This is a genomic window from Achromobacter sp. HNDS-1 (assembly GCF_040084795.1).
GTDB classification, from domain to species: Bacteria; Pseudomonadota; Gammaproteobacteria; order Burkholderiales; family Burkholderiaceae_B; genus Achromobacter; species Achromobacter ruhlandii.
This window is the reverse complement of sequence record NZ_CP157584.1, coordinates 3966573-3984911: the sequence shown is the minus strand read 5'-3', so window position 1 is coordinate 3984911 and position 18339 is coordinate 3966573. Positions and strand designations below refer to the sequence as shown.

Genomic DNA, 18339 nt, shown 5'->3' with positions numbered 1-18339 from the left:
CGGCCGGTCTCAGGCGTCCAGGCCGATATCCAGCACCTTGGCGCTATGGGTCAGCCAACCCACCGCGATCTGGTCGACGCCGGTGGCGGCCACTTCGGCGGCGGTTTCGGGCGTGATGCGGCCGGAGGCTTCGGTGACGGCGCGGCCTCGCGCCATGGCAACCGCCTGGCGCAATTCGTCCAGGCTCATGTTGTCCAGCAGCACGACGTCCACGCCCAGGGCCAACGCGGTTTCCAGTTGCACCAGGGTGTCCACTTCCAGTTCGATCCTGACCATGTGGCCGACGCCGGCGCGGGCCCGCCGCACCGCGGTCTCCACGTCGCCGGCCAGGGCGATGTGGTTGTCCTTGATCAGCACGGCATCGTCCAGACCGTAGCGGTGGTTGCTGCCGCCGCCCACGCGCACCGCGTACTTCTGCACCGCGCGCAGGCCCGGCAGGGTCTTGCGGGTGCAGGTGACACGGGCGCCGTAGCCGGCGATGGCGCGGGCGATCGAGGCCGTGGCCGTGGCCACGCCGCTGAGGTGGCAGAGAAAGTTCAGGGCCACCCGTTCGGCGCTGAGCATGGCGCGGGCATTGCCGCGCACGGTCGCGATTTCGGTGCCGGGCGCGAGCTCGGCGCCATCGCGCCGCGCCGCGCGGAACTCGATGGCGGGGTCGAGCGCGCGGAACGCCAGGCGCGCCAGGTCCAGGCCGGCCAGCACGCCTTCCTGGCGCGCCACCAGGCGGGTCTGCGCCACCGCGTCGGCGGGCACGATGGCGTCGGTGGTCAAGTCTCCAGCCCGTCCCAGGTCTTCGAGCAGGGCCGCGCGCACCAGCGGCTCCAGCATGACATCCGGCAGGGAGGGAACGGCCAAACGGGCGGCAGGCGCTTCAGCATTAATGCTCATTTTGAGTATTTTGTGATTAAAAAAAGGCGCGCACCAATTGCGCATGCACTTATGCTAAAGATGAGTATATGGCCTTGTCAAGCGTCACAGGCTGCGCGACAGCGGCAGCTTGCTGCCCGCGATGGCGCGCTCCAGCAGCACGTCGCGGCGGAAGCGGAACAATTTGGCGGGCCGGCCCGCCGTGCCCGTCGCCATTTCGCCGGTCTCTTCGACCAGCGCCTGCTGCTCGATCAGGCGGCGGAAGTTCTGCTTGTGCAGGCCGCGCCCCGCCAAGGCTTCGACCGCCTGCTGCAGCTGCAGCAGGGTGAATTGCGCCGGCATCAGTTCGAACACCACCGGCCGGTACTTGATCTTGGCGCGCAGGCGCGCGATGCCGGTGGCCAGGATGCGGCGGTGGTCGTGGCGCATCGGCTCGCCCGGCAACGGCGCGGCGCGCGCGTCCGGCTGGCGCCGCGCGGCCTCGGGCACCAGGCCGGCCTCGAACAGCAGTTCGTAGCGTTGCAGCACCATGTCTTCGTTCCAGGCCGCGCCATCGAGCCCGAAGGTGATGGCGACGCGCTGGCCACGGCGGCTGCGCGTGGCGGCATCGGCGGCGGCGTCGCACCAGGCCCGCAGGCGCGGCACGATCAGTTCGTCCACCAGCGCCGGCGTGTCCGCGCGCCGGTCTTCCCAGGGGAAATAGCGATACCAATCCTGCCAGCCGACCTGCGCCACGCCGGTCTCGCCGGCTTCGCGCGTCAAGCCCAGGTAGCTGACCGACATGACGCGCGCGCCCGACTCATCGGAGCGATCGCCGTCGGCGAACGTGTAGAGCTGCTCGACGTAGCCGAGCGGATGGTGCGTCTGCGCCTCGACCCACGCACGCAGGCCGGCCTGCAGCGATCGGTGCGACAGTTCGAACGGCCCCGCCGGCAAGGCCCGCGCGTCTTCGGTCGTCAGGACGCGCGGTTCGCCGTTGGTGACGGCGACCAGGACGGCAACGAGTTCGGCATGGACAGAGCGTTCGACGGATTCGGTCAAGGTAGATGGCTGGAAATGAGGGGAACCGGGCGCCGTGAGGCAAGGTCGCGAGCCACCGGGCGCGCCCTGTTTGGCGACACCGCGACGCGCTCGGCATTATAAGGGCCGGGCCCTGCAACAGCCCCTTGCAAACGTGACAACGCAAACGGCGCCGCGCGCCGCCAGCGGCCCTAAGATGGGGAGGAATACCCGGCGCGTCGCCATCCTGGGACGCCCGCAACCGGAGACGTCATCATGCTGAAAACCGTCATCGATTCCTCCGCCACGAGCAAGCCGGAGTCGGCCCCCGCCGTCGATCCCCGCAAGGGCACCGGTATCCTGCCGATGCCCGACCAGAGTCCCACGGTGGCAGGCATGCCGCGGCAGGGCCGCGCCATCGAGGCGCCGGGCGATCCCGGCGTCATCACCCCCGAGGACGATCTGCTCGACACCTCGCACGACAACCGCAAGCCGTGAGACGGCCTGCGCGCCCACCCAGGGCGCGCGCCGCTTCAGGCGACCTTGGCGACCGCTTCCTGGCGCGTGTCGACCACCGTCAGGATGGCCAGGAAACCGCTGATGTCGAACACTTCGCGCACGTGCGGCTGCATCGCGCACAACGCCAGCGCGCCCGCCCCCTGCTTGAGCCGCTTGGCCAGCACCAGCACCACGCGCAGCCCGGCGCTGGAGATGTAGTTCAGGTTCGACATATCGAGCACAAAGCGGCGCTCGCCCTTTTCCACATGCGACAACAGGTCCGCCTCGATACCCGCGGCGTTGCCGCTGTTGATCTGGCCTTCGGGCGAGACAACCAGCACTTCCCCGACTTTCTCGATTGCGAGATTCATAGTGGTTCCCGGAAATTGACCGGCGCCCCGGATCCCGGCGCTTGCGGGCGGCGGCGCGATGCCGAGATGATACGCGAGGCGCCGGCGCGGCCAAACGCAAACTTCAAAACGCGCGCGCCATAGCCTGCCAATACGTCTGCCGATACGTCTGCCGATACGCCTGCCGGCCGCAATCGTGCATACTTCCACCTGCACGTGTACCCCTGAACGCAAGGCAACCATGCCCTCTCAGTCCGATACGCTTGATCTCGTCCCCGACGCCCGCGCCGTCGCTTCCGCCATCGAATGGCTCGAGGCCATTGCCGAGCGCGAGGGCTGGTCGCCGAAGCTGAGTTTTGGTCTGTCCTTGAGCCTGGACGAAGCGCTGACGAACATCGTTTCCTATGCCTTCGACGATCCCCTGCTCACCCCCGGTCCCGCCCATGTCCGCCTGGCCTGCCGCCAGGACGACGCGTGGATCTCGCTGGAGATAATCGACAATGGCCGGCCGTACGATCCCACCCTGACCCCGCCTCCCCCATTGGCCACTTCGCTCGATGACGCCGAAATCGGCGGCCACGGCGTGCGGCTGATGCAGCACTATCTGCACGACCTGCGCTACACGCGCGACGGCAACGAGAACCGCCTGACGCTCGTGATGCGCGCCGCGTGACTTCACCGGCGCGTCCAATGAAGACGCGCTATCGACAACTTGCAATGCATAGACAGAAAGTACCGAACAAAACCCGGTCATCTGTCACTCATGCATAGACTGCGCGCCGGTTGCGCGCAGCCCTCGCCCAGATGCCGCCCGTGAACGCTCCCTATCGTCCAGAAGGATTGCTTGCCCGCCCCTTGTATGCCCGCGTCGACGCGGCTGCCGTGGCCCACAACCTCGCCCGCCTGCGCGCGGCGCTGCCCGCCACCGGCGCGCCCCGGCTGTGGGCCACGGTCAAGGCCGATGCCTACGGCCATGGCCTGGCAAGGGTGCTGCCGGCGTTGCGCGGCGCCGACGGCCTCGCGGTGCTGCACCTGGACGAAGCGCGCACCTGCCGCCGGCTGGGCTGGAAAGGCCCCGTGCTGGTCTATGGCGGCCTGTACTCGCCGGCCGATACGCTGTTGCTGGACACGCCGCAACTGCACCTGGTCATCACCCATCTCGCGCAACTGCACTGGCTGGCGCAAGCGCCGGCGGCCGAGCGGCCGGCGGTCTGGCTGCGTTTTGCCGGCGATATCCACCACACCGGTTTCAGCGCCGAGGACTATCACGCCGCGTTCGAACTGGCGCGCGCGCTGGCCGCGCGTGGCGTGGTGGGCGAAGTCGGCCACCTGAACCACTACGCGCGCGCCGACGAAGCCGATGGCGTGGATCACGCCGACGCGCGCTTTCGCGCCCTCATCGACGGCCTGCCGGGCCCCGTTTCCACCAGCAATTCCGCCGCCGTGTTGGGCCATGCGGCGCGCGCGGCAACCACCCAATGGGTACGCCCCGGCCTGGCGCTGTATGGCGCCAGCCCGTTCGCCGACCGCGGCGCCGCGCAGCTCGGCCTGTTGCCGGCGATGTCGCTGCACTCGCAGGTGGTGGGCATCCAGCGCGTGCAGGCCGGCGCGGGCGTGGGCTACAGCGGCGCCTTCCTGGCGCCCACCGGCATGGACGTGGGCATCGTCACCTGCGGCTACGCCGATGGCTATCCGCGCCATGCGCCCACCGGCACGCCGGTGGTGGTGGCCGGCGTGCGCACGCGTCTGCTGGGGCGCGTCTCGATGGACATGATGGCGGTGGACCTGGGCCCCGTGCCACACGCCGCAATCGGCGCGCCCGTGACCCTGTGGGGCGCGGACGGCCTGCCGGTCGAGGAAGTGGCGATGGCCGCGGGCACCATCGCCGCCCAATTGCTCACGGGCCTGAGCGCACGCGTGCCGGTGGCGTTGGCGGGCGCGAGTCCGGCGCGCTGAATGACGGCGCCCCCGCACCGCGGCGCCACACTCCGCACCGCGGCGGCGCGCACCGCCCGCGGCCGTTCAGGCCGAGTCCTGGCGCGGCCTGGCCGGCGCGAACAGCAGGAACAACAGCGTCGCGCCCAGATAGATCACACCGGTCGCGGCCAGGCCCGCGCCCATGCCGGCCGCGCCGAACATGGCGCCGACCACCAGCGGGCCCGCCATCTGCCCGAGCTTGTCGGCGGCGCGCATGACGCTGGTGGCGCCCGCCGCGCCGTAGCGCTGCACCTGCGGCAAGGCCAGCATGTAGGGCGATTGCGAAGCGCCGGCAAAGCAACTGGCCAGCGCCAGCAGCAGCACCGCGGCGGCGGCGGCCAGCAGGCCGCTGTTGAAGTACAGCCCCAGCATGCCAAGGCTGCCCACCAGCCCGCCCAGCACGATCCAGCTTTTCTTGATGCGGCTGCGATCCACCACCCGGCCCATCAGCGGCCCGACGTAAATCACACACAGGCCATAGATCATCAGCACGCGGCCGATGCTGGACGCGGCCACGCCCTCGGCCTCCAGGTACAGCGGCAGCGCGAACGACAACAGGCCCACCTGCGCGATCGAGAACGGAATCACGCTGCCCACCAGCAGCAGGCCGAAGTCGCGCGTGAACAGCAGTTTCAAGGTATCCGAAAGATGGGCGCGGGCGCGCCCAGCGGCCTGTGCGGCCAGCTTGCGGCCGCGATCCATGTAGGGGCGCATCAGGATCAGCACGCCGGCCAGCGGCATCGCCAGCATCACGGCGCCCACCGCGAACACCGCGCGAAAGCCGACCTGCTCCATCAGCATTGCGCCGACCGCCGCGCCGGACAGGTGCCCCGCGAACAGGCCGGCGATCACGCCAGTCATGTTGCGGCCGCGATATTGCGGCGGGCTGCGGGTCACGATGAAGCCCTGCAGGCCCATCCAGGTCAGGCCATAACCCAGGCCCACCAGGCCGCGCGCGGCGCTGAACATCAGCAGGTTGGCGGCGGCCGCGCACGCCAGCATGCCGGCGGCGGACACGCCCAGGCCCGCCAGCACCGGCACCTGCCAGCCCTTGCGGTCGGTCAGGCGGCCGGCCAGCAGCGAGGTCAACAGGCCGCAGCCCATTTCCACCGAGATCGGCAAGGCCAGCAGCAGGTTGGCAGGCAATTCGAGACCGCCCGTCGGCAGGCTGCGCGCATACAGCGGCAGAAAGCCCAGCGGCAAGGCCCAGGCGAACAGGAAGCCGAACATCACGGGCCGCGCGATGCGGCCCACCTCGGACTCGTCATCCGGGCCGACACGACTGCCGTCGGGCAGCGTGGCGCGCGCGGCGAAGGCGCGGTTCATCAACAGCGCCAGCAGCAACAGCATTTCGATCGCGGCCACCAGGGCCACCGCGACCACCGTGACCGCGTCGAGCGCGCGGCTGCGCACCCCGGCGGCAATCACGTCGCCCGACAGGCGCAACACCAGGTCGCCATGGGCGCGGGGGTCGGCCAGCGCCGCGCCCAGCGGCAGCACCAGCGTCAGATCGTCGGCCCGCGGACGGGCCCGCGGCAGGCCCGACACATCAAGCGGACCGCGCGCATCGGCCCCGTAGAGGATGCGGCCATCGCGATCGGCCAGCTCGATCTGCGCCACCGCCGGAAAGGTGGCGGCCAGGCGCGTGAATGGCGCGTCCACGCCGCGCAGCCGGTCCACCTCCAGGCCATACCCGAGCACCCGGTTCAGGTCGCGTTGCAGGCCTTCGGCCAGCAGCCCGACGTTGTTGCGCGTCACGTCGAGCCAGCCGCTGCGGAAGGTGGAAATGGTGTAGGCGGCGTAGACGCCCTGCGCCAGCACCAGCGCCAGCAACGGCACCACGAAACGGGCCCGGCCGCCCGCGGCCAGCGAGGTCAGCGGCACGATGTACTTGAAGACCGCGGCCAGGCCCAGCCCCACCAGCACCGTCACCACCAGCAGCACCTGCAGGTTGTCGATGATCAGCTGGCGGCTGGCCTCGCCGTCCTTGGCCGCCGACAGCACCACGGCGCCCAGCGCCTTGCCGCCCGCGGCGGTCAGTGGCACGGCCACGGTAACGCGATCGTCGGCCACCGCGACCAGCGCGCCGGAGCCGCGCCGCGACAAGCCGGCCGCCGTGGCGCCGCCGCTGTCCAGCGTGCGCGCCAACTGCGCCGCGTCGTCAGGCAGCTCACCCTGCGTCGCCAGGGCCTGGCCGTCGGCCAGCAGCACCGCCGCGCCCTGCAGGCCGCGCGAGCCCGCGACGCCGTCACGCAAGGTATCGCGCAGGCCGAAGAATTGTTCCAGCGGCTTGCCCAGGCGCAGGCCGTTTTCGATGTTGCCGGCCACGCGCCGCGCCACCACTTCGACGCGATCGGCGGTGGTGTCGACCACCAGCCGGTTCAAGGCGGACAGGCTGAGCGCGCCGATCAGCGCCTGTGCGAGCAGCAGCACGGCCAGACAGGCCAGAGTGACTTCCAGTACCGGGCGGCGACGCAACCCATCGAGCACTATTTGTATTGGTTCGCTACGCATGGGGCCACGCCGCCGCAAAGTATTTACACACGGGCACTAATGGTATTTACAATTAATGCAAATTGCATCTTATTTCACGCCCTTACCTCACCCGCCCTCTATCGCCCCCATGTCGTTGCGCTCGCTCCGTAGCAAGATTTTTCTACTGGTCGTAGCGCTGCTTCTGGCGGTGGCGGCATTCGTGATGCTGACGTCGCAACGCAACGTCACGCGCACGGTGGTGAACAGCGAACGCCACGCCGTCAGCAACGTGATGGAGCTGGTGTTGCGCGACGCCGAGGCGCGCTGGGGCGCGCTGCTGGCCGACAAGATCTCGACCGTGCGCAGCGGCCGGCGCCAGCTGATGCAAAGCGGCACGGTGGTCGCGGCGGCGCTCAATGCCTACGCCGACCTGGCCGAGCGCGGCCTGGTGACGCCCGGCGCGGCCAAGGGCATGGCGCGCGCCTGGATCAACCGCCTCCGGCTGGACGACCGCCGCTACGCCTTCGTCTACGACGCCGACTTCCAGGTGCTGGCCAGCGGCAACCCCGACATGATCGACCGCGACCTGTCCACGCTGTCCGATTTCAAGAACCGGCCGCTGGCGCAGGCGCTGCTGGAAGAAAGCCGCACCTCGGGCTACGGCTTCGCCATCTACCGCTGGCCGCCGTCCGCGCAGCGCGGCGATGGCGAAACGCGCTACGCCTATTTCGGCTATTTCCGGCCGTGGAACTGGGTGTTCGCCATTTCCGACAGCGCCCAGGACGTGATCGAGCAGATCGACACGCGCCGCGCGCAGCTGGAAAACTCGGTGCGCGACACCCTGTCGAAACTGACCCTGGCGCAGTCGGGCTTCATCTTCATCGCGGCCGATGACGGGCGCATGATTGTGCCGCCGCCCGAGGCCCGCGCCGGCCTGCTGGACGCCACCGACCAAGCCGGTGCAACCCTGCGCGCGCTGCTGGCGCGGCAGGACGCTGGCGGCAAGCTGCAAAGCCTGCGCTTCGAGGGCGGCGACGGCCCCTGGCAGATCGACAGCGCGCGCTTCGCGCCGCTGGGCTGGACCGTGGTGGCAGTGGTGCCCGAAAGCGACCTCACCGCGCCGGCGCAAGAGCTGCTGAACCGGCAGGCGCTGATCTTCGTGGGCATGATGCTGGTGGCGCTGGTGTGCGCCTGGCTGGTGGCGGCACGCATCGTGCGGCCGCTGGAAACCCTGACCCACTATGCCCGCCAGCTGCCCGAACAGGACCTGACCGCGCAGTCGAGCGTGCCGGCCCACATCGCCGCCTTGCCCGACAAACACAAGGACGAAGTCGGCCGGCTGGCGGCGTCGTTCCTGTTCATGGACCACAAGCTGCGCGAGAACATTGCCCGCCTGATGCGCGAGACCACCGCGCGCGAACGCTTCGAAAGCGAACTGAACATTGCCCGCGCGATCCAGCTCGGGCTGCTGCCGGTGCCGTTGTCGCCCATCACGCGCGAACAGATCGACCTGAACGCGGTAATGCTGCCGGCCAAGGAAGTGGGCGGCGACCTGTACGACTACTTCACGCTGCCCGACGGCCGGCTGTGCCTGGCCATCGGCGACGTGTCGGACAAGGGCGTGCCGGCGGCGTTGTTCATGGCGGTCACGCGCACCCTGATCCGCGCCACCGCCGAGGACGAGACCGACCCGGCGCTGATGATGCAGAAGATCAACAACCGCCTGTCCGAGAACAACCCGAACATGATGTTCGTCACGCTGCTGGTGGGCGTGCTCGACATGACCACGGGCGAACTCAAGTGGGCCAATGCCGGCCACCTGCCGCCGGCGGTGGTCGGCGCCGACGGCGTGGTGCGGCTGCTGGAAGGCCGCAGCGGTCCGGCCTGTGGCGTGCAGGAAAACCTGGAATACCGCTGCCTGTCGACGGTGCTGGCGCCCGGCGAAATGCTGGTGGGCTATACCGACGGCATCACCGAGGCCGTCAATCCGCAGAATGCGCAGTACGGCGACCCGCGCCTGCTGGCCGTGCTGTCCAACCCTCCCGTGCCGGCGGCCAGCCTGGCCAAGCGTCTGCTGGAAGACGTGCAGGCCTTCGCCGACGGCGCGGAACAATCCGATGACATCACCTTGATCGTGATCCGCCGCCCATGAAGACATCGCTGTCCACCCTCTTGATGAGCCTGGCCCTGCTGGCGCCCGCCGCCAGCCACGCCCAGGCCGGGGCGGCGCCGTCCCCCACGGCCGCCACGTCCGCGGCCGCCGCGCCGCAGGTATTCCCCACCAAGCCCGTGGCGCGCCCCGATGGCGGGAAATGGCGCATCGGCTATTTCGAAAGCGGCGACTACAGCGAATATCCGCGCACGCTGCGCGTCACGGTCGACGGCCTGCAGAAGCTGGGCTGGATCACCGTGCCTGCCATTCCGGACGGCCTGAACGGCAGGCAGATGTGGGAGTACCTGGCGGACAACGCCCGCAGCGACACGCTGGAATTCGTGCGCGACGCCTGGTGGCAGCCCGGCAACTTCGACGCCGCCCAGCGGCCGGCGGTGCGCGCGGCGATCAAGCAGCGGCTGGAAGGCAAGAAAGACATCGACCTGATCATCGCCATGGGCACCTGGGCCGGCCAGGACATGGCGGCGATGGGCGCGCCGGTGCCCACCATCGTCGCCTCGACCAGCGACGCGGTCGGCGCCCGCATCACCCGTTCGGCGCAGGATAGCGGCCTGGACAACCTGCATGCCCGCGTCCAGCCCGAGCGCTATCAGCGCCAGGTGCGGCTGTTCCACGAGATCGTGCCGTTCAAGCGCCTCGGGCTGGTGTACGAGGACAGCCCGGAAGGCCGCACCTACAGCGCGGTCGACGCCGTCGAACAGGTGGCGCGCGAACAGGGTTTCAAGGTGCTCACCTGCAATGCGCCGTCCAACGGCATTGCGCAGGAGGCCGCCACCCGCAACGCGCTCGAGTGCTATGCCAGGCTGGCGCCGCAGATCGACGCCGCCTATGTCACCGTGCATCGCGGCGTGACGCCCGCGTCGATCGACACGGTCGCCGAGATCCTGCGCCAGGCCCGCGTGCCGAGCTTCTCGATGCTGGGCTCCGAGGAGGTCAAGCACGGGCTGCTGCTGAGCCTGGCCCAGGCCGACTACTCGTACGTGGGTCTGTTCTACGCGGAAACCATGGCGCGCATCTTCAACGGCGCCAAGGCGCGCGAACTGAGCCAGGTCTGGATCGATCCCGCCAAGATCGCCTTGAATCTGCAGACCGCGCGGGTCATCGGCTTCGACCCGCCGGTGGACATCCTGCTGGCGGCCGACGAGGTCTACGAAGCGCAGTGACGGCCTGACGGCGATGCCGTGGTGGTGGCGCCCTGTTTCCCGCCGGCGGCCGGAAATCTCACAATGGCATAAAATCCGCCTACGTGTCGTGGCGATGGAACCAAAGCGCTACTCGGGTTACTCAATCACAGGGGCTGTTGAATCTCCTATGGGCCCGATATCGGACACGCCGGATTTATTGGCTGCATGACAATCTCATCGGTTACCCCTTCCTCGCCGTTCGTCTCTCTCGACGCCTTCGCCCAGGCGGCGCAGAGCGGCCAGGACATCTACGTCGACATCGCGGGCGAAACACTGCGGGTGTTGGGCATGGGCACCACGCCCGGCGGCCGCAGCGTGGCGTGGGTCGCGCCCAATGTCGACACCACCGCGATGTTCGCGCAGGCCCTGGCGCACAGCTACGGCCAGGGCATCGCCAGCGCGGTGTCGCGTGAACTGGGCCTGGAACCGAATCCCGGCAAGCCGCTGTCCGCGCGCACCGTCACGCTGGCGCTGGATATGGCGCAAACCTCTCGCGACGCCCTTTCCGGCGTCGACTTCCTGACGCGCCTGGCCCTGTCGGCCAGCAACGGGGCGCCTGCCTTCCAGCAAGCCTGTAGCGACGTCGGCGTGGCGCCCGCCAGCCTGGACGCCGCCCGCCGCGGCGCCCTGGACCTGGCCATGCAGGCCCGCTTCGACCAGGCCGCCCAATCCGGTCAGAGCCCGGTCTCCCTGGCCACCGCCGCCGCCTGGCTGCGCGACCTGCTCAAGACCGGCTGAGGGCCCGCGCGCCCTTGCGGCGTCGGATTCCGTCCCTCGAAATATCACCCGGATTGGCTTACTTGTTTTTACATATCTGACTTAAAAAAAGCTACTTTTGCCTCAATATTTCCATTTTCGAAATATTGTGACACCGGTAAGCTGCGATAATTCGCGGCACGCCGGTAGTAACTTGTAGCTTAATACACGTTTCTTTTCCCAATCCATGACCCATCCCAGCGACTGCACAGCCGCTTCCCAGGAAGCGGATTTGCCGCCCGTTCGCGCCGACGGCGAGGGGCAGGGATGGGATTCGGGCGAGGAATACCTGCTGCGCGACCTGGTGCGGGAACACGCCACCCGGCTGCAACGCTTCATCATCAAGCACATCGGCAATACCACCGAGGCCGAAGACCTGGCGCAGCAGGCCTTTGTCGAAGCGGCCCGCTCGTACCGCAGCTTCCGCGGCGAATCGCAACTTTCCTCCTGGCTCTACGGCATCGCGCTGAACCTGGTGCGCAACTACCTGTCGCGCGCGCCGGAACGGCGCCATGACTTCGTCAGCGACAGCGTGCTGGCCGAGCATGCCGCCAGCGACCTGTCGCCCGAGCGCGTGCTGGAACAGAACCAGACCATGGCGCTGCTGCAGGAATCGCTGGACGAACTGCCCGACAACATGCGCGACATCCTGCTCATGGTCGGCGTCGACGAGATCTCGTACGAAGATGCCGCCGCGATGCTGACGGTGCCCGTCGGCACCGTGCGCAGCCGCCTGTCGCGCGCGCGCGCGGCGCTGCGCGACAAGCTGGCCCAGAAGGGGCTGCGGCTCGACGACTGAGCCGCCCGCCCCGCGCGCCGCCGTCAGCGCTACGGCGCCCTGCCCGTCCCGGGCGCCGCCACCGGCTCGACCTGGATCACCGGCCCCTGCTGTGCGTTGGACTTGCCTTCCAGCACCGGCGCGGCCGTGGGCGTGCCATCCAGCCACTCGGAGGCCCGCACCGGGCCGCTGCTGCGGCGCAGTTCCACATTCGGTCCGAACACGATGCGCGTGCGCTGGCTCTGCGCCAGGTCGAGGTATTGGCCCGCCGTCATGCGGTCGCCCCCCCAGGTGGCGTTAAGCATGGGACCGGTGCCGGCCCCGCCCGGCGTGGCCACCACTTCGCCGTTGATCGCGACCACTTTGGGGCGGATCAGGAACAGGCGCTCGCGCCGCTGCACGGTCTTGGACTTGTTCGAGAACAACAGCCCCAGGCCCGGGATGTCGCCCAGGATCGGCACCTTGTCGACCTGCTCGGAATTCTGGCTGCTGTTGTAGCCGCCGATCAGCAGCGTCTGGTCATTGCCGACGATGGCCAGGGTGCTGATGTTGCTCTTGCGCACCGTGGGCAGGTTGTCGATCTGGCGCTCTTCCTGGATGCGGCCGTCCTCGATGTCGACCGTCAGCTCGACGCGCGCGCCATTCTTCGATTCGATATGGCGCGGCGTCACGCGCAACGACGTGCCCACGGTCACCGGCGTCACGGTGGCCACGCGCTCGCCACGGGTCTGGATATAGAAGGTATCCGACAGGTCGATCATGGCGCCCAGGTTGTCGGCCGTCAGGATCGACGGCTGCGACAGGATGTTGGCCTGGCCCTTGGTCTGCAGCGCGCGCAGGCGCGCCGCCAGCGTGTTGCCGACGCTGACGCCGATGGTGCCGGGCGACAGCGCCGCGCCGCTTTCCAACGGCAGGCCGCCGCTGGTGCCCAGGGCCAGGTTGCCGTAGCCGAACGTGGTCGAACCGGCGCGCGCGCCCCATGTCACGCCCAGCTCGCTGACCAGGTCCGAATTGACGTCGACGATCATGGCCTCGATCTCGACCAGCGTGCTGGGCAGGTCGAGTTGCTCGATCAGGCTGCGGTAGATGGGAATGCGGTCCGGGATGTCCTGCACGATGATGGCGTTCAGGCGCGCATCGGCCTGCACGGTGGGCTCGCGCAGGCGCAGGCCCGACTTGCCGGTGCTGGCGGGCGCGGCTGGCTGGCCGCCCGCCTGCCCGGCGGGCGCCGCGCCGCCATCGCCGCCGACCTGCGGGAACGCCGGCGGATTGTCGCGCAGCGGCGCCGCGATCGCGGCCAGGGTCTCGTTGTTGGCGCCGCCGCCGCCGCCCGTGATCAGGTTGCGCAGCACCGTCGACAGGCCCGGCGTCACCACCTTCTGGTCGCGGTAGCTGATGGTGCGGTCGTTGACCGAGGCGTGCTTGAGCCGGAACACCGCCACCTGCTGGCCGCCGGCGCCCATCGGCAGCGCGGCCACGGTGCGTTCCACCAGATCGACATAGCCCGGCGGGCCCGACACCAGCGCGATGCCCTGGTCGGGCAACTCGCCCCAGCCAAAGCGCGGGTCCAGCACGCCCAGCTGCTGCAGCGCCTGGCGCAGGGCGCTGATGGAACTGCCCATGGCGCTGACCGAACGCGTCTTCATGTCGTTGGTGCGGCTGACGAACAACGTGCCGGCATAGACGAACCAGTTAAACCCATACACGCCGCCCAGGCGGTCCATGAACTCGGTTGGCGTGTTGGCATTGAACTTGCCGTTGACCGTGCCGGTGACATTCGGGCCCAACTGCAACGACAGGCTGAAGCCGCCGGCGAACTCGCGCAGCAGCGTCTGCAGGTTCTCGTCGCGGGCATAGTAGCTGTAGGGCACGTTCGGCCAGTTCGGCGCGGCCTGCGCGCTCGCCGCCAGGCCCAGCGACAACGCGGTCGCCAGAATCATCCGCTTCAACACTCTCTCTCCTCGGGCGCCACGCCCGTCACGCTTGTTCATGCCAGCCGCCGCACGGCGCCGGCCCAAAAGGAAAGCGCATTGGTGAACGCGCCCAGGGCTTCGTCCAGCGCCAGTTCGCCGCTGCCGGGCTGCAGCGACTGCTGCAGCCACAGCGCGCGGCCCTGCGGGTCGACCACGCAGGTGGCCGCGTGCCGCGCCAGCATGCCCGCGGCCAGCTTGCCGATTTCGGTCACCAGCCGGTCGCGGTCGAGATCGCCGGCCGGCAGCGCGCACAGGCGCGCGCTCATCGCCAGCCAACCGTCGCGCGCCGGCTGCAGATGCACGCGGTAGGTCTGGTCGACCACCACGGTGAGGCGGCCATCGGCACGGGTCGAAGGCGGCAGGCCGTGCCGCGCCGCGTAGGCGGATATCAGGGGATGTTGGGGTGCATTCATGTCGGGTCGTCCGGATTGCCGGCCAGCTTCCTGACGAGCCGCAGGACTTCGGCGACCGGCTCGATCAGTTCGCTGGGGATGTATTGGTCGGGCTGCGCGGACGCCATCAGCGCGCGCGCCAGGGGAATGTTCTGCATCACCGGCACGCCGGCCTCGCGCGCCGCGGCCATCATCTGCTCGGCCAGCGCGCCTTCGCCCTTGGCCAGCACCACCGGCAGCGGCGTCTCGTCGGGCTCGTAGTAAATGGCCACCGCCAGGTGGGTCGGGTTGGTCACCAGCACCGACGCCTTGCGCGTGCTGGCGACCGCGCCGTGCATCACCATCTCCTGGTGCAGGTGCTTGCGCTTGTGCTTGATGTGGGGGTCGCCCTCCATCTCCTTGAACTCCTGCTTGATGTCTTCCTTGCTCATCATCAGCCCCTTGCGGTACTGCATGCGTTGCCAGACGAAATCGGCCAGGGAAATCACCACATAGGCCACCGCGATGTTCACGATCAGCGTGCGCATCATGCCGCCCACGCCCGCCTCCAGGCCCGCCAGGCCGCTGTGCGGCACGGCCATCAGTTCCGGCAGCGCGTCGCGCACCACCAGCGTCACCAGCACCGACAGGAAGGCGATCTTGATGACGGATTTGAGCAGCTCGACCAGGTTCTTCTTGGAAAAGATGTTCTTCAGGTTGCTCATCACGTTGAGCTTCTTGGCCGAGGGCTTGAGCTTCTCGAACGCCAGCACCACGCCCACCTGCAGGAACTCGGCGAACATGCCCACGATCAGCACGATCAGCACGAACGGCAGCACCAGGTAGACGGCTTCGCGCAGGGCGGCCTCCAGCGCCACGGGCAGCGCCTGTTCGAACGGCTGCCCCACCAGCGTGGACGGGATCAGGATCAGCCGGCCCAGCGCCTCGACGATGCCGTGGGCATTGCCCAGCAGGTAGCCGAACAGCGCCAGCACCAGCAACGTCTGCGTGAAGTCCTTGCTGTGCGCGACGTCGCCCTTCTGGCGCGCTTCGCGCAGCTTCTTGTGGGTGGGCTGTTCGGTCTTTTCGCCGCTCATGGAGCCCGCCATTGGTTGTCCAGGAACGGCAACGCCGAACCGATCTGCCCCGTGGCCTCGGCGGCATACTCGAACAGTGTGCTCATGTAGAGCACCATCACCAGCAGCGCCAGCGCGCTCTTGATCGGCATCGCCAGAAAGAACACCTGCAACTGCGGCGCGAAGCGGCTGACCAACGCGAGCCCGACTTCGGCCAGGAACATCGAGATGATGGCGGGCGCGGCGAACAGCAGCGTCAGCCGCAGGAAGCGACCCAGCTGGTCCAGCATCAGGGGCACGCTCTCGCGCCGCAGGGTCGGCGCCCAGTCCCACAGGTCCCACAGGCGAAAACTGTCGTACAGCATGGTCAGCATCAGCATGAAGCCGCCGCCCACCAGGAAGAACACCATGAAGGCCTGGTTGAACAGGATGCCCAGCGGCGAGGAATCGTTGCCGGTGGCCGGGTTGATGGTGGCGCCCAGGCTGGCGCCGCGCTGATTGTCGACCACGAAGCCCACCGCCTCGAAAATCCAGAACGGAATCGCCACCAGGAAACCCATCACCAGGCCGATGAAGACTTCCTTGGCCACCAGCAGCACCAATTCCACCGCGCCCAGCTCGATCACGGCATAGCGCGGCGCCAGCGCGGGAACCAGCACGAGGCCGATGGCGGCGCACAAGGCGTAGCGCAGCATGCCGGGCAGCAGCTGGCGGTTGAACAGCGGCAGCATCGCGCACAGCGCCAGGATGCGCGGCTGCGTCAGCGCCAGCGTACCCAGGAAGACTTTCGCTTCGGCGTAGGTGATGCCCGAGATCATGGTGGCGCGCCGCTCCTAGTGGATCTTGTAGAAGAGGTCGAACACGGAGATCGTGAAGTTGTAAAGCTCGGCGCTGAGCCAGCGCGCCGTCAGCAGGATCGTGGCGAACACCGCGATCAGCTTGATGGCGAACGACAGCGTCTGTTCCTGGATCTGCGTCAACGCCTGGAACAGCGAAAACAGCGTGCCCACGATCGCCGCCACGGCGATCGGCGGCAGCGACAGCCACAGCACCAGGTAGAGCGCCTGGGTCATGTAAGAGACGAGGTCGACGGTGCCCATGGCGGCCTCAGGTATAGGACAGCACCAGGCCCTGGATCAGCCGCGTCCAACCGTCGACCATGACGAACAGGAACAGCTTCAGGGGCATGGAAATCGTGACCGGCGACACCATCATCATGCCCATCGCCAGCAGGATGTTGGAGACGATCAGGTCGATGATGACGAACGGCAGATACAGCAGGAAGCCGATCTGGAACGCGGCGGTCAGCTCCGACAGCAGGAACGACGGGATCAGCACCAGCAGGTCGTCTTCCTTGAGGTTACGGGCCTGCTGCTCGCCCCACAGGCCGCGCGCGGTGCGCAGGAAGAAATCGCGCTGCTCCGCGCGGCTGTTCTTGAGCATGAAGGCGCGCATGGGCTCGGCGCCGCGCGCCACCGCGTCCAGGATGCCTTCGAGCCGGTCCGGCTCCGGCGTGCCCGGCGCCACCGCCGCCGGCGGGGCGCGCAGTTCGTCGCCGATCTGCATCACCACCGGCCCCATGACGTAGGCGGACAGGATCAGCGCCAGCCCGTACAGCGCCATGTTGGGCGGCACCTGCTGCACGCCCAGGGCATTGCGCACCAGCGTCAGCACCACCGCGATCTTCAGGAACGAGGTGGTCATGACCGCGGCCAGCGGCACCAGCGCCAGCAGCGCCAGGACGACCGCCAGGCTGATCGGATCCGCGCCGCTCATGCGCCCGCCTTGCCCAGCCGATGCAGCGTGACGCCGATGCGGCCGTCGATCTCGACCAGCTCGCCGCTGCCCACCAGCGCGCCGTTGGCGCGCACCAGCACCGGGCCATCGGCCAGCGGCCGCGCCAGGTCGAAGGTCTCGCCGGGTTGCAGTTGCCGCAGCTCGCCCAACGTAATCTGGCGTTCGCCCAGCTCGAACGTCAGTCGGACGGGGATGGCGTCGATATCGAGCGGTGTCTGGGCGCCCGCTTCGGCGTCCTGCGGCGGTTGCGGCGTCTCGGTCATGAGGGAAGTCCAGCCTTGGGTAACGAGGTATGAGGAATCCTGGCGGCGCACGCGCAGCCCCTGGCCGCCGGCGCCCAGCCACAGTTCGCCGTCGGGCGACACCAGATAGTGGTCGAGAAAAAGGGTGTCGCGCGGCGCCAGCCCGCGCAGTTCAGCGGCGCCCAGGTCGGTCCAGCCCAGGCAGGCGGCGATGCGCACCGGCACGGCATCGGTATCGATCTCATTGGCCGTCGGCGCGGCGCGGCCGACCAGGCCGGCCAGCAGCATCAGACCCAGCCCATCCGCCGCCAGCGTGGCGTAGATCGTCTCGCCGCTGGCGGGATGGCGCGCGGCCAGCGTCCAGTCATGCGCCAGCGCCGGCGCGGGGGTATCGCGGCCCACCACCCGCAGCGGACCGCCGGGCGATGCCTCGCCCAGCCCCGCGACCACTTCGGCCAACAGCGTCTCAATGGCGGCCGATGCCAGGGCCGGCGGCAGTTCGCCCGCGTCCAGGTCCGGCAACCGCGCCGCCAGCCAGGCCGCGGCGGCCCCCGCTGGCAGGCCCAGGCGCAACCGCGCGCCGGCCCATTCCAGGTCCGCCGACAGCGTGGCCGACTGCCGCAAGGCGTCGGGCACCCCGGGCGTAAAGCCCAGGCGCCAGCGTGTGGGCTCGGCATCGCCGCCGGCCAGCGGCGCCAGGGTGACCGCCAGATCGGCGCCGTGGCGGGCCACCAGCGAACGCGCGCGGGCCTCGTTGCCGGACAGGCGCGGCAAGGGCAGCGGGGACGGAGAGAGAAGCGTGCTTTCGGTCATGGGTTCCAGC

The 18339-nt window shown here is 68.9% G+C and carries 18 protein-coding genes; 7 read left to right on the top strand and 11 right to left on the bottom strand.

Features of this window, described 5'->3' with window-relative positions:
* Nucleotides 1-9: 9 nt before the first annotated feature.
* Together nadC and ABFG95_RS18455 are read right to left on the bottom strand one after the other, a co-directional pair.
* Nucleotides 10-888 carry a carboxylating nicotinate-nucleotide diphosphorylase gene (gene nadC, locus ABFG95_RS18460; RefSeq protein WP_278990375.1) on the bottom strand — a complete coding sequence of 293 codons (879 nt, stop codon included), beginning with the start codon at nucleotides 886-888 and terminating at the stop codon, nucleotides 10-12.
* Nucleotides 889-972: 84 nt separating this feature from the next.
* Nucleotides 973-1908, bottom strand: coding sequence for a hypothetical protein (locus tag ABFG95_RS18455; RefSeq protein ID WP_054416311.1), 936 nt, complete (start codon nucleotides 1906-1908; stop codon nucleotides 973-975).
* Between the two features lie 234 nt (nucleotides 1909-2142).
* Here ABFG95_RS18455 and ABFG95_RS18450 point away from each other — a divergent pair, with 234 nt between their 5' ends.
* Nucleotides 2143-2364: a hypothetical protein gene (locus ABFG95_RS18450; RefSeq protein ID WP_278990377.1), complete on the top strand. Its 222-nt coding sequence runs from the start codon at nucleotides 2143-2145 to the stop codon at nucleotides 2362-2364.
* Between the two features lie 35 nt (nucleotides 2365-2399).
* Here the strand turns inward: ABFG95_RS18450 and ABFG95_RS18445 are convergent, their stop codons facing one another.
* A complete protein-coding gene (locus ABFG95_RS18445; protein ID WP_049071260.1) occupies nucleotides 2400-2735 on the bottom strand; it encodes an STAS domain-containing protein in 336 nt (111 codons plus the stop codon).
* A gap of 220 nt (nucleotides 2736-2955) precedes the next feature.
* Here ABFG95_RS18445 and ABFG95_RS18440 point away from each other — a divergent pair, with 220 nt between their 5' ends.
* Entirely contained in the window at nucleotides 2956-3387 is a 432-nt protein-coding gene (locus ABFG95_RS18440; protein ID WP_049071258.1) for an ATP-binding protein, read from the top strand.
* A gap of 131 nt (nucleotides 3388-3518) precedes the next feature.
* The gene (gene alr / locus ABFG95_RS18435) at nucleotides 3519-4670 is read left to right on the top strand and encodes an alanine racemase (protein ID WP_278990382.1); all 1152 of its coding nucleotides are present in this window, start codon (nucleotides 3519-3521) and stop codon (nucleotides 4668-4670) included.
* A 66-nt stretch (nucleotides 4671-4736) separates the two neighbouring features.
* On the opposite strand, the gene ABFG95_RS18430 is transcribed toward alr, so the two are convergent.
* Nucleotides 4737-7205: an MFS transporter gene (locus ABFG95_RS18430; protein ID WP_175203493.1), complete on the bottom strand. Its 2469-nt coding sequence runs from the start codon at nucleotides 7203-7205 to the stop codon at nucleotides 4737-4739.
* A gap of 109 nt (nucleotides 7206-7314) precedes the next feature.
* Between ABFG95_RS18430 and ABFG95_RS18425 the strand changes: the two genes are divergently transcribed.
* The 4 genes from ABFG95_RS18425 (at nucleotide 7315) to ABFG95_RS18410 (ending at nucleotide 12078) form a co-directional block, all read left to right on the top strand.
* A complete protein-coding gene (locus ABFG95_RS18425; protein WP_348994829.1) occupies nucleotides 7315-9318 on the top strand; it encodes a SpoIIE family protein phosphatase in 2004 nt (667 codons plus the stop codon).
* Nucleotides 9315-10502, top strand: a complete 1188-nt coding sequence (locus ABFG95_RS18420; RefSeq protein ID WP_049071251.1) for an ABC transporter substrate binding protein — start codon at nucleotides 9315-9317, stop codon at nucleotides 10500-10502. Before ABFG95_RS18425 ends, ABFG95_RS18420 begins: the two co-directional genes overlap by 4 nt.
* A gap of 186 nt (nucleotides 10503-10688) precedes the next feature.
* Nucleotides 10689-11261 (top strand): hypothetical protein, encoded by a 573-nt coding sequence (locus ABFG95_RS18415; RefSeq protein ID WP_063581933.1) that lies wholly within the window; start codon nucleotides 10689-10691, stop codon nucleotides 11259-11261.
* Nucleotides 11262-11511: 250 nt separating this feature from the next.
* Complete coding sequence (locus ABFG95_RS18410; protein WP_049071248.1) at nucleotides 11512-12078, top strand: RNA polymerase sigma factor; 567 nt, start codon at nucleotides 11512-11514, stop codon at nucleotides 12076-12078.
* Nucleotides 12079-12107: 29 nt separating this feature from the next.
* Here ABFG95_RS18410 and sctC read toward each other — a convergent pair whose 3' ends face one another.
* The 7 genes from sctC to sctQ are packed head-to-tail and all read right to left on the bottom strand — an operon-like array spanning nucleotide 12108 to nucleotide 18329.
* On the bottom strand, nucleotides 12108-13997 hold the full coding sequence (gene sctC / locus ABFG95_RS18405) for a type III secretion system outer membrane ring subunit SctC (protein ID WP_054416303.1): 1890 nt from the start codon (nucleotides 13995-13997) through the stop codon (nucleotides 12108-12110).
* A gap of 47 nt (nucleotides 13998-14044) precedes the next feature.
* Nucleotides 14045-14443 (bottom strand): CesT family type III secretion system chaperone, encoded by a 399-nt coding sequence (locus ABFG95_RS18400; RefSeq protein WP_054416302.1) that lies wholly within the window; start codon nucleotides 14441-14443, stop codon nucleotides 14045-14047.
* Nucleotides 14440-15498 carry a type III secretion system export apparatus subunit SctU gene (gene sctU, locus ABFG95_RS18395; protein WP_054416415.1) on the bottom strand — a complete coding sequence of 353 codons (1059 nt, stop codon included), beginning with the start codon at nucleotides 15496-15498 and terminating at the stop codon, nucleotides 14440-14442. Before sctU ends, ABFG95_RS18400 begins: the two co-directional genes overlap by 4 nt.
* Complete coding sequence (gene sctT, locus ABFG95_RS18390; RefSeq protein ID WP_049071242.1) at nucleotides 15495-16295, bottom strand: type III secretion system export apparatus subunit SctT; 801 nt, start codon at nucleotides 16293-16295, stop codon at nucleotides 15495-15497. Before sctT ends, sctU begins: the two co-directional genes overlap by 4 nt.
* Nucleotides 16296-16310: 15 nt before the next feature.
* Nucleotides 16311-16577: a type III secretion system export apparatus subunit SctS gene (gene sctS, locus ABFG95_RS18385; RefSeq protein WP_049071240.1), complete on the bottom strand. Its 267-nt coding sequence runs from the start codon at nucleotides 16575-16577 to the stop codon at nucleotides 16311-16313.
* Between the two features lie 7 nt (nucleotides 16578-16584).
* Nucleotides 16585-17253, bottom strand: a complete 669-nt coding sequence (gene sctR / locus ABFG95_RS18380; protein ID WP_049071239.1) for a type III secretion system export apparatus subunit SctR — start codon at nucleotides 17251-17253, stop codon at nucleotides 16585-16587.
* A complete protein-coding gene (gene sctQ / locus ABFG95_RS18375) occupies nucleotides 17250-18329 on the bottom strand; it encodes a type III secretion system cytoplasmic ring protein SctQ (RefSeq protein WP_059272901.1) in 1080 nt (359 codons plus the stop codon). Before sctQ ends, sctR begins: the two co-directional genes overlap by 4 nt.
* Between the last annotated feature and the right edge of the window lie 10 nt (nucleotides 18330-18339).